We start from the raw sequence: 25,705 nt of genomic DNA on the forward strand, positions 1-25,705 counted from the left end.
GAAATTTTATGAGCGGCGGACACTCTTCATATACGCCAAAGACCGGTATCGAAAAATGGGTTGACGCACGGCTGCCTTTGCCGCGCCTCGTCTATGACTCGTTTATTGCCTATCCGGTTCCGCGTAACCTGAACTATATGTATACATTCGGCGGTATTCTGGCCTTCATGCTGATTTCTCAGCTGTTGACCGGTATTGTGCTGGCTATGCATTATGCGGCATCCACCCAGCTGGCTTTCGGCTCGGTTGAAAAAATCATGCGTGACGTAAACTCAGGCTGGTTGCTGCGTTACATGCACTCCAATGGTGCATCCTTCTTCTTCATCGCGGTTTATCTGCACATTGCCCGTGGCATGTATTACGGCTCCTATAAGGCGCCGCGCGAACTGCTGTGGATTCTCGGTGTTGTGATTTTCCTGCTGATGATGGCAACAGCTTTCATGGGCTATGTGCTGCCATGGGGACAGATGTCCTTCTGGGGTGCAACCGTTATTACCGGTTTCTTCACGGCATTTCCGATTATCGGTGAGCCGATCCAGCAGCTTCTGCTTGGTGGGTTTGCCGTTGATAATCCGACACTGAACCGCTTCTTCTCGCTGCATTATCTCCTGCCATTCATGATTGCAGGTGTGGTTGTACTGCACGTATGGGCGCTGCATGTGACCGGTCAGACCAATCCGACCGGTATTGAAGTGAAGACGAAGACTGATACACTGCCTTTCACACCTTATGCGACGATCAAAGACGCATTCGGTTCGGTCGTGTTCTTCATCTTCTTTGCTTATTTTGTTTTCTATATGCCAAACTTCCTTGGCCATCCGGACAACTATATTGAAGCAAACGCGATGGTAACGCCGGCGCATATCGTTCCTGAGTGGTACTTCCTGCCGTTCTACGCAATGCTGCGTGCGATTACTTTCAATGTCGGCCCGATCGACTCCAAACTTGGTGGCGTTCTGGTGATGTTTGGCTCGATTGCAATTCTGTTTGTGTTGCCTTGGCTTGATACTTCAAAAGTGCGTTCAGCGGTTTATCGCCCTTGGTACAAAATGTTCTTCTGGGTATTTGTCGTGAATGCGATTTTCCTCGGCTGGCTTGGTTCGCGCCCTGCCGAAGGTATTTATACCTTCATGGCGCAGATCGGTACGCTGTATTATTTCGCATTTTTCATTGTTATTCTGCCGGTACTCGGTTTGGTTGAAAAACCAAAACGCATACCAAACTCCATTACTGAAGCGGTTCTCGGTTCAGATGATGAAGTTGCCAAAGCAGAATCCAAAGCCTGATTGCGGCACGAGATAGGAAGAGTACAGTTATGAAAATGTTCTTTACCGGTCTTGCTGCTTTTGGTCTGGCCACAGCGCTCACTCTGGGCGCTGTGCAGGCTGAGACCGCAGGCAACGAGGCAGAACCGGCACATTTCCCGATCAAACATCCTGTTCAGCAGAACTGGTCGTTTGCAGGGCCTTTTGGTACCTATGACAAGGCACAGCTTCAGCGTGGATTGAAAATCTACAAAGAGGTCTGCTCTGCCTGTCATTCTATGAAACTGGTACCATTCCGCACGCTGAGTGATCTTGGTTATAATGATGACCAGATCAAAGCTTTTGCAGCGGAGTATGAAGTGCAGGACGGTCCGAATGCTGATGGTGAAATGTTCACCCGTGCAGCACGCCCGGGCGATTATTTCCCGTCACCTTTCGCGAATGCGGAAGCCGCTGCCGCTGCAAATAATAATGCAGTGCCGCCGGATTTCTCGTTGATTGCTAAAGCACGCGGTGTGGAACGCGGCTTCCCGACATTTGTGTTTGATATTTTCACACAATATGCGGAAGCAGGTCCTGACTATATCCATTCGTTGCTGACGAATTATGATGAGACACCACCAGCCGGAATGCAAATTCCGGAAGGTACGCATTACAATCCGGGCTTTATTGCCGGTAAGTCTTTGGCCATGGCCAAGCCGATCAGCGATGGTCAGGTGACTTATGATGACGGTTCACCGGAAACAGTTGAACAATATGCACGCGATATTTCGGCGTTCCTGATGTGGGCTGCAGAGCCGCACATGGAAGATCGTAAGAAAACCGGTTTCCGCGTTATTGTGTTCCTGCTGTTGCTTGGTGCATTGGTTTATGCTGCTAAACGTCGTGTTTTTGCCGGTGTTAAACATTAATTCGGACTTCACACGGATTGTGTGATCATATAAAAAGAAAAAAGGGCGCTTCAGGCGTCCTTTTTTATGGAATGCATTATGTCTGTACTGAAGTGTTTTATGGCAGTGCAGACGATGTGCAACATGACAGCGTGTTGTTTTTAATTGTTGCATGTTCACGGGAACTCAAATGAAATCATTTGAGCCAGACATGCTTTACCGGCGATTGTTTGCCTCTGCTCGTGGCAGACCGGATGATTGCCAGAGCTTGCAGGTAAGGATTTGCCATGAATGATGAGACCCAAGAGTTTCTCAAAGCCTCGCTGCGTACAATTCCGGATTATCCGCGCCCGGGCGTGATGTTTCGTGATGTGACAACGCTGATGGGAAATCCGCAGGCTTTTCGTCGTGCGATTGATGAGTTGGTCTTTCCTTATGCCGGTGGTAAGGCAGATAAGATTGCCGGTGTCGAAGCGCGTGGCTTTATTCTCGGCGGTGCGATGGCACACCAGCTGTCAGCCGGTTTTGTGCCGATCCGCAAAAAAGGCAAACTGCCTTATGAGACGGTTCGCATTGCCTATAGTCTTGAATATGGCATTGATGAAATGGAAATGCACCGTGATGCGATCGAACCGGGGGAGCGCGTTATCCTCGTTGACGATTTGATTGCCACCGGTGGTACGGCTGTTGCTGCGGTTAATTTGCTGCGCCAGATGGGCGCTGAGATCGTTGCAGCCTGCTTTATTGTTGATCTGCCTGATCTTGGCGGTCGCAAGAAGCTGGAAGAGCTGGGCGTGAATGTACGCACACTGCTGGAATTTGAAGGCGACTAGCTATGGCTGCAGAGCTGATCTCTCTGGTCAAAATTGGTCTTTTGGTTTTTCCAAATATTCAGCAACTGGATTTGACCGGCCCGTATGAAGTGTTTTCATCAGCACAGGGCACACAGGTTTATTTGATCTGGAAAGATAAAAACCCTGTTGTTTCATCATCAGGATTAACATTTTTCCCGACAAATACATTTGAAGATTGTCCGCAGCTCGACGTGATTTGTGTGCCCGGTGGTGGTGTTAATCCGCTTTTGCATGATGAAGATGTTTTGCAATTTGTCAGAGGTCAGGCTGAAAATGCAAAATATATAACATCCGTTTGTACAGGCGCACTTGTGCTCGGGGCTGCAGGATTATTAGTTGGAAAACGGGCGAGCACGCATTGGAACGCCTTAGATTTCTTGACTGTATTAGGTGCAGAACCGGTAAAGGAGCGCATTGTCCGTGATGGAAATATCATTACCGCAGGCGGTGTCACCTCCGGTATTGATTTTGGACTGGCGATGCTTGCTGAGATTTTTGGGCAAAAGGAGGCTGAAACTGTGCAGTTGACGCTTGAATATGCGCCATCACCTCCCTTCAGTTCAGGTACACCGGAAGACGCATCATTTGATGTTGTCGATTCTGGGCGTGAACGCCTATCAGCTTCCCGTCAAGCGCGCGAAGCTATTTTCGCACGCTGGCCGGAGAAATAACATCAGGTTTGAGGCAGCATTACCAGAGCGGCGCCGTCAAACTCCATCACGCGCTCTCCATGCTGGTTGGTGCCGGTAGCATGGTGGCTTAACATAGACCAGCCCGGTTTCGACGCCAGCGGACGCAGTGCAGTGATCTGAGCAGTATAGGCAATAACATCATCGGCATAGACCGGATGTGCCCAGCGCAAATTCTCAAAACCAGGTGAGGGGCCGAATACCGGTGGTGTTTCACCACGCTCCATACAGCCCTTAATAATTCCTGCCATGGATTGGACATTCAGTCTCATCCATACGGCAGTGGTATGCCAGCCGGACGCACACAAGCCGCCGAACAGGCTGGTCTTGGCAGCTATTGGATCGGTATGAAAAACCTGAGGGTCATATTTTTCCGCAAAACGGATAATACGGGCTTCGGTAAATTCATAAGAACCAATGGTAACGATTTTACCGATATTGTCTTCGAGAATTGAAGGTTTTGAATTCGCTTCCATCGTCATGCCTCCTGATTTTGCACATGCATGAAAATCGAACCCTGTGCTTCACCGACCAGAATATTGTGCTGATTAGTAATTTTATGGTTCAAGCGGATAATGCCGAGTGAGGGTTGAGAGCGGGAGATGCGCTTTTCCAGAACAGTCGATGTTGCCGAGAGTGTGTCACCCGCCAGTACCGGTTTTAGCCATTTTACATAATCCACGCCAGGTGCACCCTGACTGTCGGAGTTGCTGATATAGCTGTCAGCCATCATCCGCATGAGCATCGCGCATGTGTGCCAGCCTGAGGCCGCAAGGCCACCGAGAATTGTGGCTTTGCCTGCTTCTTCGCTGAGGTGGAACGGCTGCGGGTCAAACTCGCTGGCAAAAGCGATGACTTCTTCTGCTGTAACCTCTTTTGAGCCAAGCGGGATACTCTCGCCGACAGTGAAATCATGATAAGTGAAATGATGACGGGACTTGTGCAACGGCGTTCTCCTCCGTTTATGCAACAAGCAGACTGCTCCGTATATTATGGGAGACTGCTTTGCTTCTGATGCTATCCTATGATTTTTGACGTAAACGTCAAATAGTGATTGTGTGATAAGCACAATAAAAAAGCCCGCGAAAATCGCGGGCTTAGGATTTTTCTGAAAGACAGATCAGGTGTTGAATTTGAACAACATCACATCGCCGTCCTGCACCACATATTCTTTGCCTTCATCACGGGCTTTACCTGCTTCTTTAGCGGCAACTTCGCCCTTGTAGCTGACATAGTCATTAAATGCGATGGTCTGCGCACGAATGAAGCCGCGTTCAAAATCAGTGTGGATCACACCGGCAGCCTGCGGAGCTTTCGCGCCGCGATGCACGGTCCATGCACGGGTTTCTTTTGGTCCCGCAGTGAAATAGGTGATCAGATCAAGCAGGCTGTAGCCAGCGCGGATCAGACGATCAAGACCTGGTTCTTCCAGACCCATTTCACCAAGGAATAGCTGTGCATCTTCATCAGGCAGCTGCGAAACTTCCGCTTCGATTGCCGCAGAGATGATTACAGATTGTGCGCCCTGTTCCTGCGCCATTTTGGCGACGGCTTCCGTGTGTTCGTTGCCTTTTGCTGCATCGCTTTCCGCAACATTGCAAACATAGAGAACAGGCTTGGAAGTCAGCAGGTTCAGACCTTTGAGGATCAGCAGATCGTCCGGTGCAATGCCTTTCAGCAGCATGCGAACAGGCTCACCATTCTGAAGCAGCTTCAGGGATTCTTCCATCATTGGCAGAACGGTTGTGGCTTCTTTGTCTTTACCGGTCGCGCGTTTGCGGATCTGTACGATGCGGCGCTCAAGGCTTTCGAGATCAGAAAGCATCAGTTCTGTTTCAACAGTCTGCGCGTCGGATACTGGATCAATACGGCCTTCGACATGGGTGATGTCGTCATCTTCAAAGCAACGCAGCACGTGAACAATCGCATCGACTTCACGGATATTGGCGAGGAACTGGTTGCCCAGACCTTCACCCTTGGAAGCGCCGCGTACCAGGCCGGCAATATCAACAAAGTTGATACGGGTCGGGATCAGTTCTTTAGAGCCAGCAATATCTGCAATCTGGCGCATACGGCTGTCCGGCACTGCAACTTCACCGGTATTCGGCTCGATAGTGCAGAAAGGATAGTTTGCAGCCTGTGCCGCAGCAGTTTTGGTCAGTGCGTTGAAGAGGGTGGACTTGCCAACATTTGGCAGACCAACGATACCGCATTTGAAACCCATAATAGAACCTTATCCGGTCTGGTGCTGAATTTTTGAAAACGACCGGCAGATTTTGCGGTTCAGCATTCAGAGTTCAGCATGAAACGTAAATGAATATTGCCATTGCCTATGCGCTATGGGGCAAGCACAGGTCAAGGGCAGTGGTGTAAATTGCGGGCAAAAGCCGCTGAAATTTAGCGGCTGTGACCCAAAAATCAAATTAGCTGTCTTTTTTGCCGAAGAGTTTGGCCAGCATATCTGCCATTGGCCCTGAAGCCGGCAGTTTCGGTGCCGTTGTATTGTTCTGTCGTGCCTGACGGATATGGCTTTGTGCTTTTGGCGCAGCTTTTACCGGTGCTTCCGCTTTGGTCTCATTCTGTTTGCCGCCCATGACGAGAGAAATCTTGTTCATGAAGCCATTATCGTCTTTTTTGATGAGATAAGACAGATTGTCGGCAATGCCTGTAAAGAGCAGATCCAGCCATTCATTATCGGCTTTGGCGAAATCGCCCAGCACATAATGATGCACCAGTTCTTTCGCACCCGGATGGCCGATGCCAAGCCGCATACGGCGATAATCTTTTGAATTCAGCAGTCCGTGCATATGCTGGTCGATGGATTTGATACCGTTGTGACCATTGGCGCTGCCACCGGCTTTGATGCGTAATTTGGCAGGCGGCAGATCGAGTTCATCATAAACCACAACGAGATCGCTGATTGCCAGCTTATAGAAGCGCATGGCCTCACCGACGGACTGACCGGAGAGGTTCATAAAGGTTTGCGGTTTAAGCAACAGCACCTTTTCCCCATCGATCATGCCTTCGGAAATCAAACCCTGAAACTTTTTCGACCATGGCGAAAAGCGATGACGGGAATGAATTTCATCCACGGCCATAAAACCGATATTGTGACGGTTTCGCGCATATTGCGCACCGGGATTGCCGAGGCCGGTTATGAGCAGCATGGTCGTCTCCGAAGGTTTTTATTTGAAACGCTTTTAGCAGGCTGTTCCGGTATCACAAACAAAAACATCTCCGGTTTGCACCGGAGATGTTTTGTAAATCAGAAACCTGAAGACCTGAGACTTATCGCGTATTAGGCAACGCGAATGAAGTCTACGTGGATTGGCGTGTCTTTAACGCGATCCATCTGGTAGTCTTTAGGCTGAACTTTGATAGTCTGGCCGTCAACATCAATGTTGAAAACGGTAGACTTGAAGCCGCCGCCATAAATCAGGTAATAAACTGTTTTATAGTCGATTGCGACTGAAATAGCAGGCTGCTTGTCACCATAGATGACAGCTGGAATCTGACCGTTGTCGCGAAGTGCACGGGAGGACCCCTTACCAGCCCGTTCGCGTTTTACGGCCTTGAGAGTTTTAACTTCGCTCATGGCTTTTCCTTATCAAGTAATTTGGAGTGTTCCGCAAAATCAGGTGAGATTCCGAAACATGATATATCCGCGAAATACGCAGCAAAAACAGCGATGATGCGGGCATATCATTCCGCGTTGCCTCCAAGGGTGTCTACGCGGATGCGTTCTCATAGGGGATTAAGCCGGATTGTGCAAGGTTTTGTGCTCAAAAACGGTGTTTTTTACCCGTGCAATGGTGAGCCTGTGTATTCAGAGAATAGAGCGCTTTCCGAAAAGTGTGAAGCGCTTATATAGGGAGATTTGTTCGCTGGACTGATTTCTTTTCCTGCTTCGATCAAATTAAAATGCGCTAAAACAAAAAACAGAGCGGTTTCAACAGTTCAATATTAACTGAAACCGCTCAGGTGTCATAAATGCACGAGCTTCGTGACTTGGTGTTATGATACAGACCTGATAGAGAATATCCATATCCCGAATCTTATTTTTTATGCCCCCGTTGATATGGGAGCTTTTTCACGTTCATTTCAGGAGGCAGTATGAAGGTCGGCATCGACATGGGAGCCACGACAAACGGCACCGCGGCTATGCTCGATCTCGAAGAGCTGCTGGCCACACGTTTGCTGGTGCAAGGGAACTCCGGTTCCGGTAAATCCTATTTGCTGCGCCGCCTGTTGGAACAGAGCGCGCCTTGGGTGCAGCAATGTATCATTGATCCTGAAGGCGACTTTGTCACGCTGGCCGATGTCTATGGTCATGTGGTGGTTGATGCTGCGCGCACCGAGGCGGAACTGACCCGTATTGCCGCGCGTATCCGCCAGCACCGTGTTTCTGTGGTGGTTAATCTTGAGGGGCTGGATATTGACCAGCAGATGAAAGCCGCCGCCGCATTCCTCAACGGTATGTTTGATGCTGATCGTGATTACTGGTATCCGATGCTGGTAGTTGTCGATGAAGCACAGCTTTTCGCCCCTTCTGTCGGTGGTGAAGTATCGGATGAAGCGCGCAAAATTTCGCTGAGTGCCATGACCAACCTGATGTGTCGTGGCCGTAAGCGCGGATTGGCCGGTGTGATTGCTACACAGCGTCTGGCCAAACTTGCCAAAAACGTGGCGGCTGAAGCCTCTAACTTCCTGATGGGGCGTACATTCCTTGATATTGATATGGCACGTGCCGCCGATCTTTTAGGCATGGATCGCCGCCAGGCCGAGCAATTCCGCGATTTGCAGCGCGGCCATTTTGTGGCTCTGGGGCCTGCCTTGTCCCGCCGCCCGCTGGCTGTAAAAATCGGTGCGGTGGAAACCTCTGCGCGCTCGTCCAGCCCTAAGCTGATGCCATTGCCGGACTCACCGGTTGATGCCGCTGATCTGATTTTTACGCCGAGTGCGGCTGAGGCGAAGATGATTGTGCGTCGTCCGCCGCCACCACCGCCACCGCCGCGCCCGATTGCAGAAATTCTGGAGCAGGTGGTGAAAGCCAAGCCAGAAGCGGAAGTGCCGGATGAACCGCTGTTTCCGGGGTTGGTGGAAGCCGAACGTGAAGACATGCTGGATAAGGTGATGACTGAGATCATCGAAGATCCGGAAGCAGCTTATCGCACTGTTGCAGTGCTGTATCAGGACTTTTTGGTGCGCTGCCGTATTCATCGCGTGCCGGGGGAGCCGCTGGCCTTGCCTGCGTTCCGTCGTCGTCTTGCCGTAGCGCAGGCCAGTGGCGGGGATGAACTGATTGATGATGAGAAGTGGCAGACAGCGCTGCAACTGTCAGAAAGCCTGACAGATGATGTGCAGGGGGTGTTCCTGATTGTGGCACAGGCCGCGGTCAAAGGTGCGCCATGTCCGTCCGATGCGACATTGGCGCGTGCTTATGGCAGCCATTCCACCAGCCGTGCACGTCGTCTGCTGACTTATTTTGAAGAGCGCGGCCTGTTGGTTGTCCGCAATGACTTCAAAGGTATGCGTGTCGTGGCTTTCCCCGATATGGGCTGTGAAACAGCTGCCGGTGATCCGAACGGACCCGACGAGGGCGCAGACAGCGCTGAGGCTGCGGAATAATTCGTTGCTTTGTTGTTATAGCGGTTCCAGTTAAGACTGAATCGTTGGAGCCGCTGTAATTATTTGTTTTGACGCATTATCCATTGCCAAAACCGGTTCGCACTTTTGGCTCGCAAATGCTCTAATTTTAAAGTGTTAGAGCGACCTTTGTGTGCCAAGTATGGCACACGGCGCTCTAATGCCATATAATGAGAAAAGCCGGATCAGTGATCCGGCTTTTTTGAATTCTGAATAGATGCAGTTTGTTAGTCAAACAGGCTGGATACGGATTCTTCAGCGGCGGTGCGGGCAATTGCTTCACCGATCAGACCGGAGATCGACAGAACACGGATATTATGTGCCTGATCGATTGCAGCAGTTGGCTGAATGGAATCGGTGATAACCAGTTCTTTCAGCTTGGAGCTGGTGATACGGGCAATAGCGCCGCCTGAAAGAACACCATGCGTGATGTAAGCGGTAACGCTGGTTGCGCCTTTGGCAAGCAGAGCTTCAGCCGCATTGCAAAGTGTACCGCCGGAATCAACGATATCGTCGAACAGCAGGCAATCTTTGCCGGTCACATCACCGATTACGTTCATGACTTCCGATTCACCCGGACGGTCACGGCGCTTATCAACGATTGCCAGCTGCGCATCAATACGCTTGGCCAATGAGCGGGCGCGAACCACACCGCCAACGTCCGGCGAAACAACCATGCAGTTGCCGGTTGCGTAATTGGCTTTAACATCACGGGCAATAACCGGAACCGCATAGAGGTTGTCGGTCGGGATATCGAAGAAGCCCTGAATCTGACCGGCATGAAGGTCAAGGGTCAGAACGCGGTTTGCACCGGCTTCAGTGATGAGGTTAGCAACCAGTTTGGCGGAAATCGGTGTGCGTGGGCCTGGTTTGCGATCCTGACGGGCATAGCCGTAATAAGGGATCACTGCTGTGATGCGGCGCGCTGAAGAGCGGCGGAATGCATCAATCATGATCAGCAATTCCATCAGGTGATCATTGGTCGGATAAGAGGTGGACTGCAGAACGAAAACGTCCTCACCGCGCACATTTTCCTGAATTTCTACGAAGATTTCCTGATCGGCAAAACGCTTCACAACGGCTTTGCCGAGTGGAATATTAAGGTGTTTTGCGACGGATTCTGCTAGGACACGATTGGAGTTGCCCGCGAAAAGTTTCATGCTTTTTTGCCTCTGGCGCTGGTTTGCCTAACGCATGAACCTTAAATGCATTTCGCATTGGTCATGCGCGGATTCCCTGTATCCGGGTTTTCATCAGAATATGCGGTTTATAAGGCCGACTATCCCGTATTGTTAAATTCCATCAATTTTATACAAGCCTGCATAAAACTGGTCTGATGAGCGGCCTTTTACAAAGCTTGGCTCGTATTGCAAGGGTACAAAAGCCGCAGGGCAGCATTAATGCCCCGATATTTTACAAAACCTGTCTTTTCTCGCCCTCTATAGGCCAAAAAGACACGCTTGTGTGAAGTTTCTTGTAACAGGCTTAACAGGGTAAACAAAAACCGGTGAGAGTGAGTCTCACCGGTAAGGCGCTTATTGGGCGTTGGCTGAAACCCAGCGGAAATAATCGGCCATCGTATCATCAGCAATTTTGCTCATGACAGTTGCGGGAACAGCTGACCAGCCGTTTTTGCCGGAAACCTTCTCCTGTCCTTGCAGGCGATGGACGCGGTTGCCCTGTTTGTCCATCACATCCCAGACATAAAGCACGGTGGTTTGATTATTCTCTGTGAGGTTGGAGAAGTAACCTTTGAGGATATAATCAGCATCCGTTTCCATATTGGCGGCCAGCGTAATGGACTGTGTTTTAACAATCGTATCAAAACGCAGGGAAAGCGGTGTCACAATTTCCAGCGGAGCGCCGATAATCGGCGCGATGAACAATTTATAATTGCGCACCTTGGCCCTATCGATCGGCGCTTTGCTGGCTTGTGCAGGTTGGCCGAAATCAGACGTCAACGGTGCCAGACTGGCACTGCCACCGGACGGGGACGTACAGCCCGCAAGCATTAATGCACCTGCAAGGGCTGAAAAGAAGACAAGTTTTTTGAAAGAAGCATGAACAGAGGCAGATACGCACACTGGCATCGGTTTCAGTCCTTTTCAGAGCGTATCCCGAAAAATGGGAGCCGGTTTTCGGATAAGATACGCGTAAAAAATAAATCGATGGAGCATTTCTTATGCTTCAGGATAAGCTGGAAATGTTCTAGAGCGGATTACTTTCGTGTTGGATCGCTCTAGATTCTTTAGTTTTCGCATTATCCCGGACTGTCCAAGTTGATCCAACTTGACTGTGAAATGCTCTAGATAACCATCAGGTCAAGGCTGCTTTTCGACAGGCTCTCGGCAGGGCCATTGGTTGTCAGATAGGTCTGGCCGAGCGTCATGGCAGTATTGGTCTCGGAATCCATGATAATCATATGAGCGAACAGCGTCATATCCGGCTCAATTCGCTCTGCACTGCCGGCATAGAACATCTGCGGATCCATCCATGAAGGCGTAAAGCGTGCGCCGACAGAGTAGCCGCAGGCATTGAGCCGGTGGCGTGTCAGTGAGTGCGCCTCCAGTACTTTGGCATGGGCTTCAAACACATCGCCAAAGGTTGAGGCAGGGGTCAGGGCGGCTTCTACAGCCAACAGGGCTTCATGCGCTGCATTGTAGAGTTCTTCATGACGCTTGGTGGTCTTGCCGGTCAGCACAGTACGCATCATCGGTGCGTGGTAGTGCCGGAAAACGCCGGACCATTCCAGTGTAAGCTGGTCGTTCTTATGCATTTGCCTGCGACCTGATTTATAGCGGCAAAGCAGGGCATCAGGGCCGGAGCCGATAATAAATTCATTGGCCGGAAAATCGCCGTCACCGAGAAAGTTGGCTTCCATCATTGCTGCCAGAATATTGGCTTCATTCGCATTCTTGCGCATCTGCTCGAGAGCGGCATCATAGATTACATCGCTGAGCGCGGCAGCCTTGCGGGCATAGTCAACTTCCGCAGGGCTTTTGAGCAGGCGCAGACGATCCACCATACCGGAGGCATCAATGACCTTGGCAAAGCTGTTGAGCTGCTCGTCAAGCTTGCGGCCGTTGGCGGCAGTCAGGCCGTGGGTCTGATACTCAACTCCGATGCGGGCGCCGAGCAAATCCATATCATTGAGCAGATTACGCAAATCCATTGCAGGATTGGCATTCTCACGGTCTGTCCATTGTACGATATGTTCAAGGGTCGATGTGTGGCGTGCCTGTCGCAGATCGGCAGAGCGGGTCATCAGCACCATGCTGCCGTCTTGCTTGACCACCAGACACTGGAAGAAGCAGAAACCGAATGTGTCATAGCCGGTGAGCCAATACATGCTCTCTTGCGAGAACAGCAGCATCGCATCCAGCTTATTTTCGGCCATGCACAGCATCAGCCTGTCACGGCGAGCTGCAAATTCTTCCGGTGCAAAGTGAAGTGCCATAATTATCTCCGCATTGAACACATGACCATGCGGGCTGAAACCACTATCCAGCCTCGCAGGATCATGCATGTTCTCTGAACCGGAAGCACTTACTTCCGGAGTGCAATAGCGGCGATCTGGCGACCGTAATCCGGTTCCTTGCGGTGGGTGGTGCGGCGATAAGAGAAAAACCGCGCTTCATCCGCATAGGTACAAAGATTAAGAGATGCAGCCTGCACACCGCTCTTTGTCAGACGATCACTGATAAAGCTCCAAAGATCAAACATTTTACGCGCCGGATCGGTTGATGGGCGGAAATATTGTTCATAAGTCTGGTCACGGGCAGTGAACTCGGCCACGAATTCAGCCCCCACTTCATAATTGTCCTGACCGATGCATGGCCCCAGAACTGCGCGGATTTTTGACCGTTCCGCACCCAGATTGACCATGGCCTCGACAGTGTTTTCCAGAACACCGGCCAGAGCACCGCGCCAACCGGCATGAGCGGAGCCGATAATGCCTGCATCCGGCTCGCAAAATAGCACGGGGCCGCAATCGGCACTCAGTGCCCCCAGAATCAGTCCCGGCACATTGGTCACCATCGCGTCGGCCTGAGGGCGCGGTGAAGGCAGTGCTTCAGTGATGGTCAGAACGGTTGGCGAATGCACCTGATAAAGGGTCTGCAGGTCTGCCGGTTGCAGGTCAAAATAAGCGGCAACACGGCGGCGGTTCTCTGCCACAGCTTCAGGGGCATCTTTCGAGCCAACGCCGACATTGAGACTATCGTAAATGCCGGAGGACACACCGCCAATGGTGGTAAAAAAGCCGTGCGCGATACGGTCATTGGTTTCAAGTAAAGGAGAGCGGATCGGATCAGGCATATTGGTCATGATAGTCTCTCTGGAGAATGAAATATCAGATTGTTTTGAGGTCAGGGTAAGTGACGCTTAAGACTTTAAAAAGGCTGCCCATCTGGTTCGGTGCTGCCAATCGCTCCACATCATCGCGGATTTGCTCTTGCACAATCGCGGATTTGCCGGCACCGAGCTGACCGGCGCGGCTGAGCAATCCCATTCGCAGCAGGAAGTCACCTTGTTCCTCAGCTTTGATCGTGCAGCCAAAGCTTGCGGCTATTTGGGCGAGGGAGGCAAAGTCGACATGGGTGGTAATGTCTGCTTGGCCGGGCGCAGTAAACACATCCTGATAGGCATGCTGATAGAGTGCCTGCAAAGTGTTGCCGAAGCCGGCTTTATGTGAGCCGTAGTCAATCAGCAGGGCAGCGCCCTGATATTTGCGGATATGCTCGCTGATATGTTGCATCAGAGCGGAGCGTGCCGGTGAGGCTTCAAAAATTGTGCCTTCCGGTGCTGTTTCATGCCCCTTAGGCAGCAATGTAGGATCAATGCCGCCGGTACCTGCTGTGAAGCAGAGCTGCGGCTCTGTTTCAAAGCAGGTGGCGACCATGCGCTCAACAAAATGCCCTTGATGCTTGACATATTGATGATCCGGCAGGGCATCGAACAGCTCATTGGCAACGAGGATCAGTGTGTTCTGCGGCACTTCCTCAAAACTCTTATACCAAGCTATATGGGGTGCTGCACCCTCAAGCTTTTTCTTCTGCACACTCGTCAGGCGGTCGCTGGTTTCCACCATCGCAATATGGGCGCTGCGCAGCATATCGGGTGCGAGTTTGCCAGCCGCACGCAACAGGTCACTCATCAAAGTGCCGCGCCCGCCACCAATCTCGCAGATGGTGAATTGCGCAGGCTTGCCCAAGGCTTCCCAATGGCTGACAACCCAGATGCCAATCAGTTCGCCGAACATCTGGCTGACTTCCGGCGCCGTGATGAAGTCACCTTTGGTGCCGAACGGCTCGCGGGTCATATAATAGCCGCCGTCATGATCCGCGAGGCAGAATGCCATATAATCTGCAACGCTGATCGGCCCGCCATTGCTGATGAGGCGGATCAGGCGTTGTTTTAGCTTGTCAGCAGCAGGAATTGTCATTTCACTCATCGATCAGGCCTTTGCCGCCGCGCGATTAGCGCGCACCATTGCCCAAGCGCCAAGCAGAACCATTGGCACAGACAGAACCATGCCCATTGTCATCCAGTTACCGACGAGATAGCCGAGTTGTGCATCCGGCTCGCGGAAGAACTCCACCAGAATGCGCGACAGGCCGTAACCGGCAACAAAGGCACCGGCGATAAAGCCCGGTGCTTTGAGCTTGTTGCCCTTCCAGATCAGCAGAGCGAGTACAAAGAACAGCACAAAGCCTTCAAGCGCTGCCTCATAAAGCTGGCTTGGGTGGCGTGGCAATGGCCCGCCATTCGGGAAGTATACCGCCCATGACACATCGCTGACGCGACCCCAGAGCTCGGAATTGATGAAATTGGCAATCCGCACCACGCCAAGGCCAATCGGCACACCAGCGGCAATCGTGTCAAACATGCTCCAGACCGGAATGCCGCGCTTTTTGGCAAACAGGATCATGGCAACGGTGGTGCCGAGAATACCGCCGTGGAAGGACATGCCGCCGTCCCAAACAGCCGGTATTTCTAGCGGGTTACTGATATAAAAACCGAAATTGTAGAACAATACATAGCCAAGGCGACCGCCGATCACCACACCAAGGGCTGCCCAGAGCACAAAATCGTCCAGTGCGAGCGGATCCATCGGCGCATTATTGTTCGGCCAGAGGCGTGCATTGTTGACAAGTTTTTTGCCGTACCACCAGGCGAACAAAATGCCGATGACATAGCCGATACCATACCAGTGAACGGAGAGCGGTCCTACCGAGAAGAGAACAGGGTCAATATTCGGGAAGGGGAGTGCAGCCATCATGATCTGCGGTTCGGTCATTCTTCTCTCCGTTATGGCTGCGTTTGAAAATGCGCATTAAGATCAGCATCGGTTTGCTTTGCCGTTGATGAGGCATAGCGAATTTTCGGTCAGGATAAAAGTCTATTGCTTTTATGGCTTTATTTCGCTGCCAGCCTTAAGCCGGTCTTAAATGTCCGTCAAAGTAAGGCTGTTTAGTCTTGCATCCTTTATAGTACGGGCTTATCTCAGAAGCAGAGATTGATTTCCGTTGTGGCGGAATTTGTAATGATGCCGTCTGTAGCGGCTTTAAAAGAGGTGATGATATGAGTAATCCAACTGGTAAAGTTCTTGATGAACTCGCAAAACTCGTCACTGACGCTGCGGGTGCTGCTCAGGGTGTTCGTCGCGAAGTTGAAACCGCGATGCGTTCGCAGGGTGAAAAGCTGCTCAACACATTAGATGTTGTGCAACGTGAAGATTTTGAAGCAATGCGTGAAATGGCGGTCAAAACCCGTACTGAAAATAGCGCTCTGACTGTCAAAATTGCAGAGCTGGAAGAGCGTCTTGCTAAAATTGAGGCCGCGCTGGCAGAAAAGCCTGCGAAAAAAGGTGCTTAAGGGCTAAAAATCTAAAAGATTTTTTAACTTTTTATTCACAGGGGCGAATGCCTAAAAGCCCTTATTCCAGAATCGGTTACAGCGGCGCCCCATCGGGCGCCGTTTGTTCTTTCCACATGGTTTCTTAGAGTTTTGACAAAAAGGGCTGGTACTCTGACTCAGCATCAATAGACTGAAAACACTGTATGATTCGTAATCGGGTCATGAAGCAGGGCAGAAACGGGGAGCGGCGGAACGAAAGATTCAGCCGCACTGATCCGGTGGATGCGTCAGTGTAACAGTCATGTGTTTGCGCGTGTGTTGGAGGCGGGGTTGCAGCGTTTAGTAACTTTTGTCTCGGCCTATTAACCAGTGTGTCTTTTGTGTGGCAATTGCTGCACAGTCGCACTCCGGCTGCGTGTTTATGACAGCCGGAATCCGGATTTTGCTTTCATAGGCAAGTCCAAAGACAGGGAACGAACATGAACCTTCTTGAGCTCGATATCGCTCGCGATGCACATCCGGTGGATGTCATTGAACAGGTTGCGCACGCCAATGACTGGGCTTTTGATCGTACCGGTGACGACGAGATTGCGGTTTCTGTTGTCGGTAACTGGACGGATTATCATCTTTCCTTTTCCTGGATGGAAGAGTTTGAAGCGCTGCATCTGGCTTGCGCTTTTGATGTGAAGGTGAGCGAGCCACGCGTCAATGAAGTGATGCGCCTGCTATCGCTCATCAATGAGCAATTGCTCATGGGGCACTTTGATCTATGGCGACAGGAAGGGGCGATTATGTATCGCCAGTCCTTGCTGCTGGCAGGCGGTGCAAAGCCGACCAGCCGTCAGGTTGAAGTTCTGCTGGCCAGCGCACTGGAAGCTTGTGAGTGCTATTATCAGGCGTTTCAGTTTGTAATCTGGTCCGGTGTTCCGGCCAAGGAAGCTTTGCAGGGCGTGTTGTTTGAGACTGTTGGCCGCGCCTGAGACAATACAATAAGCGCTGTCCTGTTCGGGCGGGCAGCGCTTTAAAAGACTATAGATATGTGGGGGATCGGGTGTCAGAGCATCAGGAAATTACTTTTGCGGATTTTGAAAAAGTCGATATCCGTACCGGTACGATTATTGAAGCAGAAGTTTTCTCTCAGGCTCGCAAACCCGCCTATAAGCTGAAAATTGATTTTGGTGACGCAATTGGCGTTAAGAAATCATCGGCACAGATTACAGTGCATTATACACCGGAAACACTGATCGGGCGTCAGGTGCTGGCTGTTGTGAATTTTCCGCCGCGCCAGATCGGCCCTTTTATGTCTGAAGTTTTGACGCTCGGTTTTTCCGATGAAAATGGCGATATTGTGCTGGCGGCGACCGAGAAAAATGTGCCAAACGGTCGTAAGCTGATTTAATATTATCGTATAAAAATAAGTATTTAATAATATAGATTATAGTTATGGGTTGTTGTTATGCTCATAATGTCGTCATTGTGTTTTATATGCTTCTAAATTATATTTGGGGCTGACATAGATAGCGTGTCTGCGTTTACTTGAACCACCAGTGTTGCAGAACCTTGATGAGGTTGGCAACAGGGCGGTGATTGAAGCGCCATTCACACTCCTTGATGATTGGAAAAAGCGTGTCTGTACGGGCATTTGGGATGACAACGACATGAACCTTGCCACCTCGTTTCAAGAGCCAGAAGACCGGAACTTTGCCCGCCGCGCCGCGCCCGCACTTGCCTTTCCTGCGTCCGCCGAAATAGCTTTCATCGACTTCTATCTCGCCGCCTATCAAGCCCGGCTCTGATGCAACCAATTCCTCGAAAATCACTTCGCGGAGCTTGTGGAAGAACAGGATCGCTGTGTTGCGATTGACGTCCGTCAACTCCGCCGCTGAGCGGGCCGTGATACCTGCGCAAAAATACTTTAAAAGCTCAAATTGAATACTTTTCGGGAGCCTGCTTCGCCGCCTTGCTATAATCATCTGACAAAAATAGCCTTTCTCAGCTATCTATGTCAGCCCCTTATATTTTTAGGAGTGTGTTATGTTTAGAGCAAAAGAATTTTTTATAGCATTTTTGTTGGTTGCTATGGTTGGTACTGCCTATGCTGAGGCTAACAGCGAGAAAGAGACTGAAGCAGGCGACAAACCGCCGATGGTTATTTCTTCTGTCCGTGAACTTTCTGCGACGAGCATTGGTGATAAAATCACCTATTCAAAATCGTTTACCGTTTTCATTTCCAATATGAGCAAAAAACAATTACTTGATCTGGCGAAAGGCTGTTTCAAGGCGGTGATGCCGGATAAATCAGAGCGCAAAGTGAGCGTGATTGATGCAGTGCTGGCGCAGGGCAAATTGAAGCCAGATGAAAACCGTTCGAGTTTTGTCGAGTTCTCAACGGATGATGACAGTATCTACAAGGCTGTAGCGGTTAAATATCAGATGGTCTGTCAGTAATACAGTCTTATGCCGGAATGCTGATAATAGCACGCAGCCCGCCCGTCGGGCTGCTTTCCAATGTGATGTCGCCACCATGATTGCGGGCTATGTCACGGGCAATTGCCAGTCCCAAACCAGTGCCGCCGGCATCCTGATTGCGCGCTTCATCTAAACGAACAAATGGCTTGAAAACTTCTTCGCGTTTATCTTCCGGAATACCTGCGCCATCATCATCAACCGTGATGGTCAGCCAATTGTCTTTATGTATTGCGGTGAGATGTACGGATTGCGCATAGCGGAACGCATTGCCGACCAGATTGCTGACCAAACGCGTAAACGCATTCGGACGTACCTGAATCTGGCTGCTGCCATGCATTTCACTCGAGAAGCCGCGATCACGCAGCTTGGCTTCTTCTTCCAGTTTGCGGAAGAGGGTTTGCAGATCAAGTACATCCTGCTCTTCACTGCCTTCACCGCGAGCAAAAGCCAGATAACCCTCCAGCATATTCTGCATGTCGGTGATATCTTGATTGAGCGGTACTGTATCAATCTTGGTGCCTGCAATCGCTAATTGCAGTTTGAAGCGCGTCAGGATGGTACGTAAATCGTGGCTGACTCCGCTCAGCATAGCTGTGCGCTGTTCAATCTGGCGCTCAATGCGCTCACGCATCTGTATGAAGGCAATGCCTGCCTTACGTACTTCTTCTGCGCCGTGCGGGTAGAAATCCGCTGGCATCGGTTGCCCTTTACCAAAACTCTCTGCGGCTTCAGACAATTGCTGGATCGGTTTGATCTGATTGCGCAGGAAGGCAATCGCGATGGTTAGCAGCACCAATGCCGTGCCGATCATCCATGTCAGGAAGATCAGCGTATTGGAGGCGTAGGCCTGACTGCGTTTGGCAAAAACGCGCAAGACTTTATCCTCCAGCTGAATACGAATTTCCACCAGATCGGAATCCCCGACGGTATCAATCCAGAACGGACGATTGATCTGGCGGGTGATCTCTTCATTCAGGAAGTAATCCAGAATCGAGAAGAACGGTTTCGGCCCCGGTGGCGGCAACGGGGCAGGAGGCAGCACGGACACATTGAGATCTAACCGCTGTTGTGAAATGCGGATAATATTGGCGTAATCCGGCTCTTGCGGATAGGTTTCCAGAATATCAATAATCGCCGAAATATCGCGCACCACGGCGGTGGAAAGCCGCTCGGTGACCATTTGCCAATGCCGTTCCATAAACACGAAGGCAATAACCGACTGCAACAGCACCATCGGAGCGATGATGATGATGAGCGAGCGTGCATAAAGCCGCTTGGGCATGCGCAAGGCCAGCCAGTCGGAAAACCGTCTCAGCAAAAGCTAATGTCTCCTGTTATGCCGCATACAGATCCGTTTGCTGGCTGCTCTTATTGCTCAATGCTCAGTTTGTAGCCGATGCCGCGCACAGTTTGCAGCCAGATCGGGTTGGCAGGGTCAACTTCGATTTTACGGCGCAGGCGGTTGATCTGCACATCAATTGTTCGTTCACCGACTTCACCGTCCTGACCGGTCAGCTCATGGCGTGGCACAGTTTCACCGGCGCGTTCCGCGAAGATCGTCATAATATCCTGTTCGCGATCTGTCAGTTTAATAACTTCGCCGCCCTGTTTGAGTTCCTTGCGCGGAATAGAAAATGTGTAAGGGCCGAAAACAATCTGCTCGATAATATGCTGTGTCGGCTGGGCACCGCGGCGCAAAATATTATTGATACGCAGCGTCAGTTCGCGCGGATCAAATGGCTTAGAGAGATAGTCATCGGCACCGGCTTCAAGACCATTAATACGGCTGTCGGTTTCCGACAGCGCTGTCAGCATCAGGATTGGAACCGACTTTTTCTCGCGTAGCGAGCGGGTCAGTTCTACACCGCTTTCGCCTGGCATCATGACGTCGAGGACAATCAGATCAAAATCAATGCCTTCCAGCTTGCGGCGGGCTTCCTGTGCATTGGCTGCCATGGTCACACGATAGCCGGTCGTGCTTAGATATTGCGACAGCAAGCTGCGGATACGGGTATCATCATCAACCACCAGCAAATGCGGTGCATCGTCGGACAGAATTGTGTCTTCGCTGGTCATTGGTTTTACCCTTTCAGTACAGAGCTTTTGGTGCCTTTTAACGGGCGTGAAGCCAGTCATCTCATTCTTTATTGCTAGTCTTTACCTGCGTGTTTGGTTCGCGGATATACACACTATGTGAATGATGGCTGTTTATATTTACCGGTTCAGTTTGATTGGTTGATAGGAAGGCTGTCGATCTGATCGCGCTGGTCGCTGTTGACCATTGCTTTCAGGAAATTTTGGATGATACGTTTTTCTGTGACATTGCTTTCAGCCAGTGCTGCGGCAATGCGGTTTGACTGTGGCTGTGTAAGCGACAGAATAAGCTCACGGCCGGAAATGGTCGGATAAAGCTCTCTCTGGCGGCGGTCTGCTTCGCCGGTCAACTGAACAATATGACCGTTATCAACCAGCTGTTTCAGCACACGCGCAAGGCTTTGCTTGGTAATTTTCAGAACGTCCAGCAACTCGGCAACGCTCATACCGGGTTTGCGGTTGACGAAGTAGAGAACACGGTGATGCGCGCGGCCAAACCCCATAGTTTCAAGCTGCTTGTCGGGATCAGCCGTAAAATCGCGATAGGAGAAGAACAAAAGCTCAATGATGCCCAGATCGTTGACCTCATCTTCTGACAGGGCTGCACGAATAGTTGTATCATTGGTATTGAAACGCACGTTGGTCTCCGGTTGGTTTAGAGCGGTTCCGGTTAAGCCTGAAACATTGGAATCGCTCTATCTATTCGTTTTTACGCACATCTTAGTCCGAAAACCGCTTCGCACTTTCGGGATGCGCTTTAGTAAATTGCTGTCTGTTTCTCTATCAGCGCTTTCACCGTGCGGATAGAATATCTGTATCTTACCCTCAATTATCTGCTTTAGCGTTATTTATAGCAACATCGGTTACAGGAAATGCAGCATTTTATCCGATCTATCAATGAAGGGATATGCGATGTGGTGTTGTTCAATTTGACAGGTGATTATTATAAGAATTGACAGCTTTCTTTTTCTTGGCATCATCAGCAAGTCAAAGTGTTTTACTTTGATGTGAAACAATATTTGGGGTGACAATTATGGATGCGATAGTACCTATTCTCGTGCAGTTAGTCGCCGGTGCTGTTGGCGGTAATCTTGCCGGGGCAATCAAAAATCTTAGTCTTGGTACAGCAGGTAATACGATTGCCGGTGGTATTGGCGGTCTGATCCTGAGTCAACTACTGCCAATGCTGACAGGTGGCGGTGTTGATTCCGCGCTGAACGGTATCGTCGGCCAGTTAATCGGCGGTGGTGCTGGTGGTGCTGTGCTGACAGCTGTTGTTGGTCTGATTAAGAATAGCATGTCGAAAGCCTGAGTGATTGCTCAGGTCTGAGGCGATAACTGACAAGATGTTTTGTTTTGTCAGACGCTGCAATTTTATTTTTAAAAGTCTATATAAAGGGTAGCTTCGGCTATCCTTTTCTTTTTGCGTAGCAGTGCAGCAAGAGAAGATGGCCTGTTCGGACAAATTAATCGGGTGAGAAATGAGCCAGCTTCAGGCAATTATAATTGCGGTAACGCCGTTCCGGCAGAACTGTACCATTCTTTTTGACAAGGATACCAAGGCCGGTGTTGTTGTTGATCCGGGTGGCGATGTTGATGCGATTAAAGAAGTGATTGAGAACAATCAGCTGAAGATTGAAGCAATCTGGATCACCCATGGCCATGTGGATCATATCGGTGCTGCAGCCGATCTGCGCGATGCTTTACAGGTGCCGATTATCGGCTCGCAGGAAGAAGATGCGTTTCTCTATGATAATGTGGAATCTTCAGCGGCCAAATATGGCTTAGGCAGCGGCTATCGTAATTTTCAGCCGGATCGCTGGTTGAAGGAAGGGGATGTGTTAGAAGTAGCCGGTGAGAAGTTTGAGGTTCTGCATTGTCCGGGTCATTCACCGGGGCATGTGGTGTTTATCAATAAGGCCATGCATTTCGCTATTGTCGGTGATGTTCTGTTCAACGGCTCGGTCGGTCGTACGGATTTGCCAGGTGGCGATCATGAAGCGCTGATCCGCTCGATTAAAGAAAAACTGCTGCCTTTGGGCGATGAATACAGTTTTATTTGTGGGCATGGCGCGGGTAGTCGTTTTGGCGATGAGCGTCGCGGCAATCCGTTTTTGGTCGGGTAATTCTGCCTGCTTAACGATATAGCCAATAAAAACCGCCGGATAATCCGGCGGTTTCTGTATTCAGAGGTGCACCGTTTATTTTCCGACACAGAAGTGATCACGGCTGTCATAGCCCCGGAATGTACCGGTCTGAGCATTGAATGAACGGTATTTCTGTGAACACCAGTTATACCATTCACGTGTCCATGGCTGATATGAGCCGCCATAATTATTGCCGTAGTTTCCGCGTGCAGGCTGCGCAGGATAGTAATTGCGCGGTGGTGGCGGAGGAGCATTATAAATCGGTTCGCGATAGACCGGCTGTGGCTGCGGCTGAGACATAGCGCCAGCAATAATGGCACCTGCTGCAAGGCCGAGAACGCCTGCGGCTATGGCATTGTTGCGGTCACGGCGGCGATCGCGACGATCCCAGTCTCTGTCACGGTTGCGCCAGCCATTATCATGATTCCAGCCGCCATTGTTCCAGCCACCATGGCGGCGACCCCAGTCGTCAGCGGATGCGACTGAAAGATTGCCAGCAAATGTAGCAAATGCGAGACCTGCGATCAGAGTGGTCTTGGCCAGTTTATTCATCATAATCTTTGCCTCCTTACGAAGCTATGCATTCAGCTCTGTCGGCATCTTGCCGTTTGGGTCTTGTCTGGTCTGCGGGCTTTTAAGCTGCTGACCGGATGTTGACCTGTTTATAAAGCAGGGCATATGAATGCTTGCTGAACAAGAAATAGGGGTAGTGTTCAGCTTTTCAAAGAGGCTGGTCTTTCACATTTGGTAACGGGAAAACATGAAGCGGATTGCATCGCGGATGAGGCCGGGGATATGCAGGCAATAAAAAACCCCGGCATAACCGGGGTTTCTGTGTAGAAGCACTGATTGCATAGCGGCTTAATGCGTTTATTCATTAAAGGAACGCATATGCAACGCGTGTTTCTTATTCAGTGATGCTGATATCAACTGCTTTAGGGCCTTTGCCGCGACGATCCGGTTCAGTTTCGTAAGAAACTTTCTGGTTGTCGGCGAGATTTGTCAAACCTGAAGCCTGAACAGCAGAGATATGAACAAAGATATCTGGTCCGCCATTATCCGGTTTAATAAAGCCAAAGCCTTTTTCACCATTAAAGAATTTGACTATGCCGGTCTGTGCCATGGGATACGTTCCTTTTCCTTGGCGCCGTTATGGTTTTATCCAAAACGGAATTTTTCGAACCGCTATGCGCACCACACGCCCAGCGGTAGGGGTATGCAGGCAGTTATCGAAATCAGGAAAGGAGCCGATCATTGTCAGTTGCCTGACCCGGAGCTTGTAGCGGTTCCGGCGCGCCGTTCTTCCAGTCTTCCATTGTTCGCCAAATGCCCGAACATTTTCAGACTGATCTATAGAAAGATATTTGGCAAGCAAATTTTTGTTAAAAGGCGGTTTTTTCTTTGCCAAGTTGGTTCGTAATAAAGGAATAATAGTCATATAGTCAAAGATACTTCATTAAAAAGCATAATAAGATAAATTAAGTTGTATTTAGCTTTGAGAGCCTTTGAAAAACAATCAAACAATGTAGTTCAATGTACTAAATAAGGTTGATAGCACTTAAAAATCGCAATATTTTGCGTAAAAAATACACAAAAATCCCGTTTTACATTGGTCATGGCGGCATTTTCACTGCCTGAAATGATTTTTCAGTGCTGCTTTTGCGTTAAAATCGCCGGTCTCGGTGGCAGATCTCAGCGGGAGTGACGAAAGAATATTTCGTTTGCCTTCGGCTGGTTTGCTTGTTGAATATTTACGTTCACGTTAATCCCGTTGTTCTGTTGAAAATGGTTTCAGAAAAACAGAACCATTAGCTTGGAGCGCGAAAACTAGCGGTTTTTTCGAATAATACAGGAGCCGCCACTGATTCTGATTTGCTGACACAGCGCATCCGCTGACTGGCGATTACTGGCACCAAGGCGAGCGACATAAATGCCTCTTTTACCCATCGGACTGCGAATACGGGAAATATAGACTTCGCGTCCTGCAAAGAGTTTTGGGTTTTGTTTTCGTATCCGGTTCCACTGGGCGCTGACGGCGCTTTGCCGGAAGTTACCGGCCACCTGTACTGCCCAAGGGAACGGATTGAGCCGAGCCATTGGTATTGAGCGGGTCTGCATGATGGGCAGTAATTGGCAGGCTTGCAGAAACGGCAGCTTGTCATCCAGCGGGGTGTCCGTCAGTTCCTGTCCGGTGCTGAAATGATCCACGCTTCTTCCGGTAATCGAGAGAACATAATTCTCGGTTTCCAGCGGTAAAAAGCCACCATTCTTCATCCAGTTCGACAGACGTGTCGGCCCTGCATTATAGGCAGCGGCGGCCAGTCCCCAATTGCCGAAGCTGTCATGCAAGTCTTTGAGAAAGGATGCAGAGGCAGGGAGCGCCAGTTCAATATTAAAGGCATCAGTCAGACCGCGCTCTTTGGCCGTATAGGGCATGAATTGTGCAATGCCTTGCGCACCGACAGGGCTGACGGCGAGATGATCAAAGCGGCTTTCTTTCCAGATCAGCCGTGCGAAGAAATTCGGCGGAATACCGTGCTTTTCGGCAGCACCGGCAATCAGGCCGCAAATTTGTGCAATATCAGGTGTAGCAGGTTTATCTGCTTTTGTACTGGCCGGTTTGTCAGGTGAAGGGGATTTGTCTTCCGTTTCTGTCTGCGCAAAAGTAACCGGCAGGTCAAAGGCCGGAAAAGACAGCAAAGTTGCAGCAAGTATACCGGCCGGAAGGCGCATAAAATAACCCTGTCAGAGCGTATCCTGTATATTCTGAAACAGGTTCAGACAGGATAGTGT

The 25,705-nt window shown here is 50.3% G+C and carries 28 protein-coding genes and 2 pseudogenes; 11 read left to right on the forward strand and 19 right to left on the reverse strand.

The features are described 5' to 3' along the window. The first annotated feature begins 8 nt into the window (after window positions 1-8). The 4 genes from QUF18_RS08195 to QUF18_RS08210 all read left to right on the forward strand — a co-directional run bounded on the left by QUF18_RS08195 (window position 9) and on the right by QUF18_RS08210 (window position 3,680). Complete coding sequence (locus QUF18_RS08195; protein ID WP_289386569.1) at window positions 9-1,286, forward strand: cytochrome b; 1,278 nt, start codon at window positions 9-11, stop codon at window positions 1,284-1,286. 29 nt (window positions 1,287-1,315) lie between these two features. Further along, window positions 1,316-2,176, forward strand: coding sequence for a cytochrome c1 (locus QUF18_RS08200; protein ID WP_289386570.1), 861 nt, complete (start codon window positions 1,316-1,318; stop codon window positions 2,174-2,176). A gap of 266 nt (window positions 2,177-2,442) precedes the next feature. Then, a complete protein-coding gene (locus QUF18_RS08205) occupies window positions 2,443-2,988 on the forward strand; it encodes an adenine phosphoribosyltransferase (protein WP_289386571.1) in 546 nt (181 codons plus the stop codon). A 2-nt stretch (window positions 2,989-2,990) separates the two neighbouring features. Continuing rightward, entirely contained in the window at window positions 2,991-3,680 is a 690-nt protein-coding gene (locus QUF18_RS08210; RefSeq protein WP_289386572.1) for a DJ-1/PfpI family protein, read from the forward strand. A 2-nt stretch (window positions 3,681-3,682) separates the two neighbouring features. On the opposite strand, the gene QUF18_RS08215 is transcribed toward QUF18_RS08210, so the two are convergent. From QUF18_RS08215 to rplY, 5 genes and pseudogenes are all read right to left on the reverse strand, one after another. Continuing rightward, window positions 3,683-4,174, reverse strand: a complete 492-nt coding sequence (locus tag QUF18_RS08215; protein WP_289386573.1) for a MaoC family dehydratase — start codon at window positions 4,172-4,174, stop codon at window positions 3,683-3,685. A 2-nt stretch (window positions 4,175-4,176) separates the two neighbouring features. Next, entirely contained in the window at window positions 4,177-4,644 is a 468-nt protein-coding gene (locus QUF18_RS08220; protein ID WP_289386574.1) for a MaoC family dehydratase, read from the reverse strand. 174 nt (window positions 4,645-4,818) lie between these two features. Further along, a complete protein-coding gene (ychF, locus tag QUF18_RS08225; protein WP_289386575.1) occupies window positions 4,819-5,922 on the reverse strand; it encodes a redox-regulated ATPase YchF in 1,104 nt (367 codons plus the stop codon). Between the two features lie 199 nt (window positions 5,923-6,121). Next, a complete protein-coding gene (gene pth, locus QUF18_RS08230) occupies window positions 6,122-6,865 on the reverse strand; it encodes an aminoacyl-tRNA hydrolase (protein WP_289386576.1) in 744 nt (247 codons plus the stop codon). Window positions 6,866-6,999: 134 nt separating this feature from the next. Beyond that, window positions 7,000-7,293: pseudogene (gene rplY / locus QUF18_RS08235) on the reverse strand (50S ribosomal protein L25); the annotation flags it as partial. A 518-nt stretch (window positions 7,294-7,811) separates the two neighbouring features. Between rplY and QUF18_RS08240 the strand changes: the two are divergent. Further along, window positions 7,812-9,326, forward strand: coding sequence for a helicase HerA domain-containing protein (locus QUF18_RS08240; RefSeq protein WP_289386577.1), 1,515 nt, complete (start codon window positions 7,812-7,814; stop codon window positions 9,324-9,326). A 245-nt stretch (window positions 9,327-9,571) separates the two neighbouring features. Here QUF18_RS08240 and QUF18_RS08245 read toward each other — a convergent pair whose 3' ends face one another. The 6 genes from QUF18_RS08245 to lgt form a co-directional block, all read right to left on the reverse strand. Further along, on the reverse strand, window positions 9,572-10,504 hold the full coding sequence (locus tag QUF18_RS08245; protein ID WP_289386578.1) for a ribose-phosphate pyrophosphokinase: 933 nt from the start codon (window positions 10,502-10,504) through the stop codon (window positions 9,572-9,574). 375 nt (window positions 10,505-10,879) lie between these two features. Beyond that, the gene (locus QUF18_RS08250; protein ID WP_289386579.1) at window positions 10,880-11,434 is read right to left on the reverse strand and encodes a hypothetical protein; all 555 of its coding nucleotides are present in this window, start codon (window positions 11,432-11,434) and stop codon (window positions 10,880-10,882) included. 215 nt (window positions 11,435-11,649) lie between these two features. Further along, a complete protein-coding gene (locus QUF18_RS08255) occupies window positions 11,650-12,801 on the reverse strand; it encodes a M24 family metallopeptidase (protein WP_289386800.1) in 1,152 nt (383 codons plus the stop codon). Between the two features lie 89 nt (window positions 12,802-12,890). Then, window positions 12,891-13,670 carry a peptidoglycan editing factor PgeF gene (pgeF, locus tag QUF18_RS08260; RefSeq protein WP_289386581.1) on the reverse strand — a complete coding sequence of 260 codons (780 nt, stop codon included), beginning with the start codon at window positions 13,668-13,670 and terminating at the stop codon, window positions 12,891-12,893. A gap of 25 nt (window positions 13,671-13,695) precedes the next feature. Next, a complete protein-coding gene (locus QUF18_RS08265) occupies window positions 13,696-14,787 on the reverse strand; it encodes a class I SAM-dependent methyltransferase (RefSeq protein WP_289386801.1) in 1,092 nt (363 codons plus the stop codon). A 12-nt stretch (window positions 14,788-14,799) separates the two neighbouring features. Beyond that, the gene (gene lgt / locus QUF18_RS08270) at window positions 14,800-15,642 is read right to left on the reverse strand and encodes a prolipoprotein diacylglyceryl transferase (protein ID WP_289386582.1); all 843 of its coding nucleotides are present in this window, start codon (window positions 15,640-15,642) and stop codon (window positions 14,800-14,802) included. A gap of 284 nt (window positions 15,643-15,926) precedes the next feature. On the opposite strand from lgt, the gene QUF18_RS08275 reads away from it, so the two are divergent. The 3 genes from QUF18_RS08275 to QUF18_RS08285 all read left to right on the forward strand — a co-directional run bounded on the left by QUF18_RS08275 (window position 15,927) and on the right by QUF18_RS08285 (window position 17,601). Then, window positions 15,927-16,220 (forward strand): accessory factor UbiK family protein, encoded by a 294-nt coding sequence (locus QUF18_RS08275; RefSeq protein ID WP_289386583.1) that lies wholly within the window; start codon window positions 15,927-15,929, stop codon window positions 16,218-16,220. 461 nt (window positions 16,221-16,681) lie between these two features. After that, entirely contained in the window at window positions 16,682-17,182 is a 501-nt protein-coding gene (locus QUF18_RS08280; protein ID WP_113944671.1) for a type III secretion system chaperone family protein, read from the forward strand. 71 nt (window positions 17,183-17,253) lie between these two features. Continuing rightward, window positions 17,254-17,601 carry a tRNA-binding protein gene (locus QUF18_RS08285; RefSeq protein ID WP_289386584.1) on the forward strand — a complete coding sequence of 116 codons (348 nt, stop codon included), beginning with the start codon at window positions 17,254-17,256 and terminating at the stop codon, window positions 17,599-17,601. Window positions 17,602-17,809: 208 nt separating this feature from the next. Here QUF18_RS08285 and QUF18_RS08290 read toward each other — a convergent pair. After that, a pseudogene (locus QUF18_RS08290) lies at window positions 17,810-18,169 on the reverse strand (transposase); the annotation flags it as partial. Window positions 18,170-18,236: 67 nt separating this feature from the next. Here QUF18_RS08290 and QUF18_RS08295 point away from each other — a divergent pair. Then, complete coding sequence (locus tag QUF18_RS08295) at window positions 18,237-18,650, forward strand: DUF4354 family protein (protein ID WP_289386585.1); 414 nt, start codon at window positions 18,237-18,239, stop codon at window positions 18,648-18,650. A 7-nt stretch (window positions 18,651-18,657) separates the two neighbouring features. Here the strand turns inward: QUF18_RS08295 and QUF18_RS08300 are convergent, their stop codons facing one another. The 3 genes from QUF18_RS08300 to QUF18_RS08310 form a co-directional block, all read right to left on the reverse strand. Continuing rightward, window positions 18,658-19,953 carry an ATP-binding protein gene (locus QUF18_RS08300; RefSeq protein ID WP_289386802.1) on the reverse strand — a complete coding sequence of 432 codons (1,296 nt, stop codon included), beginning with the start codon at window positions 19,951-19,953 and terminating at the stop codon, window positions 18,658-18,660. An 86-nt stretch (window positions 19,954-20,039) separates the two neighbouring features. After that, complete coding sequence (locus QUF18_RS08305) at window positions 20,040-20,747, reverse strand: response regulator (protein ID WP_113944674.1); 708 nt, start codon at window positions 20,745-20,747, stop codon at window positions 20,040-20,042. A gap of 146 nt (window positions 20,748-20,893) precedes the next feature. Further along, entirely contained in the window at window positions 20,894-21,403 is a 510-nt protein-coding gene (locus QUF18_RS08310; protein ID WP_289386586.1) for a MarR family winged helix-turn-helix transcriptional regulator, read from the reverse strand. A 395-nt stretch (window positions 21,404-21,798) separates the two neighbouring features. Here QUF18_RS08310 and QUF18_RS08315 point away from each other — a divergent pair, with 395 nt between their 5' ends. Continuing rightward, window positions 21,799-22,077 (forward strand): hypothetical protein, encoded by a 279-nt coding sequence (locus QUF18_RS08315; RefSeq protein ID WP_289386587.1) that lies wholly within the window; start codon window positions 21,799-21,801, stop codon window positions 22,075-22,077. Window positions 22,078-22,246: 169 nt separating this feature from the next. After that, window positions 22,247-22,891 (forward strand): MBL fold metallo-hydrolase, encoded by a 645-nt coding sequence (locus QUF18_RS08320; RefSeq protein ID WP_122006668.1) that lies wholly within the window; start codon window positions 22,247-22,249, stop codon window positions 22,889-22,891. A gap of 75 nt (window positions 22,892-22,966) precedes the next feature. On the opposite strand, the gene QUF18_RS08325 is transcribed toward QUF18_RS08320, so the two are convergent. From QUF18_RS08325 to QUF18_RS08340, 4 genes are all read right to left on the reverse strand, one after another. Beyond that, on the reverse strand, window positions 22,967-23,464 hold the full coding sequence (locus QUF18_RS08325; protein ID WP_289386803.1) for a BA14K family protein: 498 nt from the start codon (window positions 23,462-23,464) through the stop codon (window positions 22,967-22,969). 355 nt (window positions 23,465-23,819) lie between these two features. Beyond that, entirely contained in the window at window positions 23,820-24,035 is a 216-nt protein-coding gene (locus QUF18_RS08330) for a cold-shock protein (protein ID WP_113944678.1), read from the reverse strand. Between the two features lie 27 nt (window positions 24,036-24,062). After that, the gene (locus QUF18_RS08335; RefSeq protein WP_289386588.1) at window positions 24,063-24,350 is read right to left on the reverse strand and encodes a hypothetical protein; all 288 of its coding nucleotides are present in this window, start codon (window positions 24,348-24,350) and stop codon (window positions 24,063-24,065) included. A 389-nt stretch (window positions 24,351-24,739) separates the two neighbouring features. Beyond that, window positions 24,740-25,645 (reverse strand): transglycosylase SLT domain-containing protein, encoded by a 906-nt coding sequence (locus tag QUF18_RS08340; protein ID WP_289386589.1) that lies wholly within the window; start codon window positions 25,643-25,645, stop codon window positions 24,740-24,742. Window positions 25,646-25,705 lie beyond the last annotated feature (60 nt).

The organism is Pseudochrobactrum kiredjianiae (assembly GCF_030362795.1).
Lineage (GTDB): Bacteria > Pseudomonadota > Alphaproteobacteria > Rhizobiales > Rhizobiaceae > Pseudochrobactrum > Pseudochrobactrum kiredjianiae.

Coding starts and splice junctions, on each gene's coding strand:
- pth (WP_289386576.1), bottom strand. CDS start 6,865: ATGCTGCTCATAACCGGCCTCGGCAATCCCGGTGCGCAATATGCGCGA.
- QUF18_RS08210 (WP_289386572.1), top strand. CDS start 2,991: ATGGCTGCAGAGCTGATCTCTCTGGTCAAAATTGGTCTTTTGGTTTTT.
- QUF18_RS08195 (WP_289386569.1), top strand. CDS start 9: ATGAGCGGCGGACACTCTTCATATACGCCAAAGACCGGTATCGAAAAA.
- QUF18_RS08300 (WP_289386802.1), bottom strand. CDS start 19,953: ATGCCCAAGCGGCTTTATGCACGCTCGCTCATCATCATCATCGCTCCG.
- ychF (WP_289386575.1), bottom strand. CDS start 5,922: ATGGGTTTCAAATGCGGTATCGTTGGTCTGCCAAATGTTGGCAAGTCC.
- QUF18_RS08305 (WP_113944674.1), bottom strand. CDS start 20,747: ATGACCAGCGAAGACACAATTCTGTCCGACGATGCACCGCATTTGCTG.
- QUF18_RS08200 (WP_289386570.1), top strand. CDS start 1,316: ATGAAAATGTTCTTTACCGGTCTTGCTGCTTTTGGTCTGGCCACAGCG.
- QUF18_RS08245 (WP_289386578.1), bottom strand. CDS start 10,504: ATGAAACTTTTCGCGGGCAACTCCAATCGTGTCCTAGCAGAATCCGTC.
- QUF18_RS08325 (WP_289386803.1), bottom strand. CDS start 23,464: ATGAATAAACTGGCCAAGACCACTCTGATCGCAGGTCTCGCATTTGCT.
- QUF18_RS08335 (WP_289386588.1), bottom strand. CDS start 24,350: ATGACTATTATTCCTTTATTACGAACCAACTTGGCAAAGAAAAAACCG.
- QUF18_RS08315 (WP_289386587.1), top strand. CDS start 21,799: ATGGATGCGATAGTACCTATTCTCGTGCAGTTAGTCGCCGGTGCTGTT.
- QUF18_RS08275 (WP_289386583.1), top strand. CDS start 15,927: ATGAGTAATCCAACTGGTAAAGTTCTTGATGAACTCGCAAAACTCGTC.
- QUF18_RS08295 (WP_289386585.1), top strand. CDS start 18,237: ATGTTTAGAGCAAAAGAATTTTTTATAGCATTTTTGTTGGTTGCTATG.
- QUF18_RS08205 (WP_289386571.1), top strand. CDS start 2,443: ATGAATGATGAGACCCAAGAGTTTCTCAAAGCCTCGCTGCGTACAATT.
- pgeF (WP_289386581.1), bottom strand. CDS start 13,670: ATGACCAATATGCCTGATCCGATCCGCTCTCCTTTACTTGAAACCAAT.
- QUF18_RS08330 (WP_113944678.1), bottom strand. CDS start 24,035: ATGGCACAGACCGGCATAGTCAAATTCTTTAATGGTGAAAAAGGCTTT.
- QUF18_RS08250 (WP_289386579.1), bottom strand. CDS start 11,434: ATGCCAGTGTGCGTATCTGCCTCTGTTCATGCTTCTTTCAAAAAACTT.
- QUF18_RS08215 (WP_289386573.1), bottom strand. CDS start 4,174: ATGGAAGCGAATTCAAAACCTTCAATTCTCGAAGACAATATCGGTAAA.
- QUF18_RS08320 (WP_122006668.1), top strand. CDS start 22,247: ATGAGCCAGCTTCAGGCAATTATAATTGCGGTAACGCCGTTCCGGCAG.
- lgt (WP_289386582.1), bottom strand. CDS start 15,642: ATGACCGAACCGCAGATCATGATGGCTGCACTCCCCTTCCCGAATATT.
- QUF18_RS08240 (WP_289386577.1), top strand. CDS start 7,812: ATGAAGGTCGGCATCGACATGGGAGCCACGACAAACGGCACCGCGGCT.
- QUF18_RS08265 (WP_289386801.1), bottom strand. CDS start 14,787: ATGACAATTCCTGCTGCTGACAAGCTAAAACAACGCCTGATCCGCCTC.
- QUF18_RS08255 (WP_289386800.1), bottom strand. CDS start 12,801: ATGGCACTTCACTTTGCACCGGAAGAATTTGCAGCTCGCCGTGACAGG.
- QUF18_RS08280 (WP_113944671.1), top strand. CDS start 16,682: ATGAACCTTCTTGAGCTCGATATCGCTCGCGATGCACATCCGGTGGAT.
- QUF18_RS08340 (WP_289386589.1), bottom strand. CDS start 25,645: ATGCGCCTTCCGGCCGGTATACTTGCTGCAACTTTGCTGTCTTTTCCG.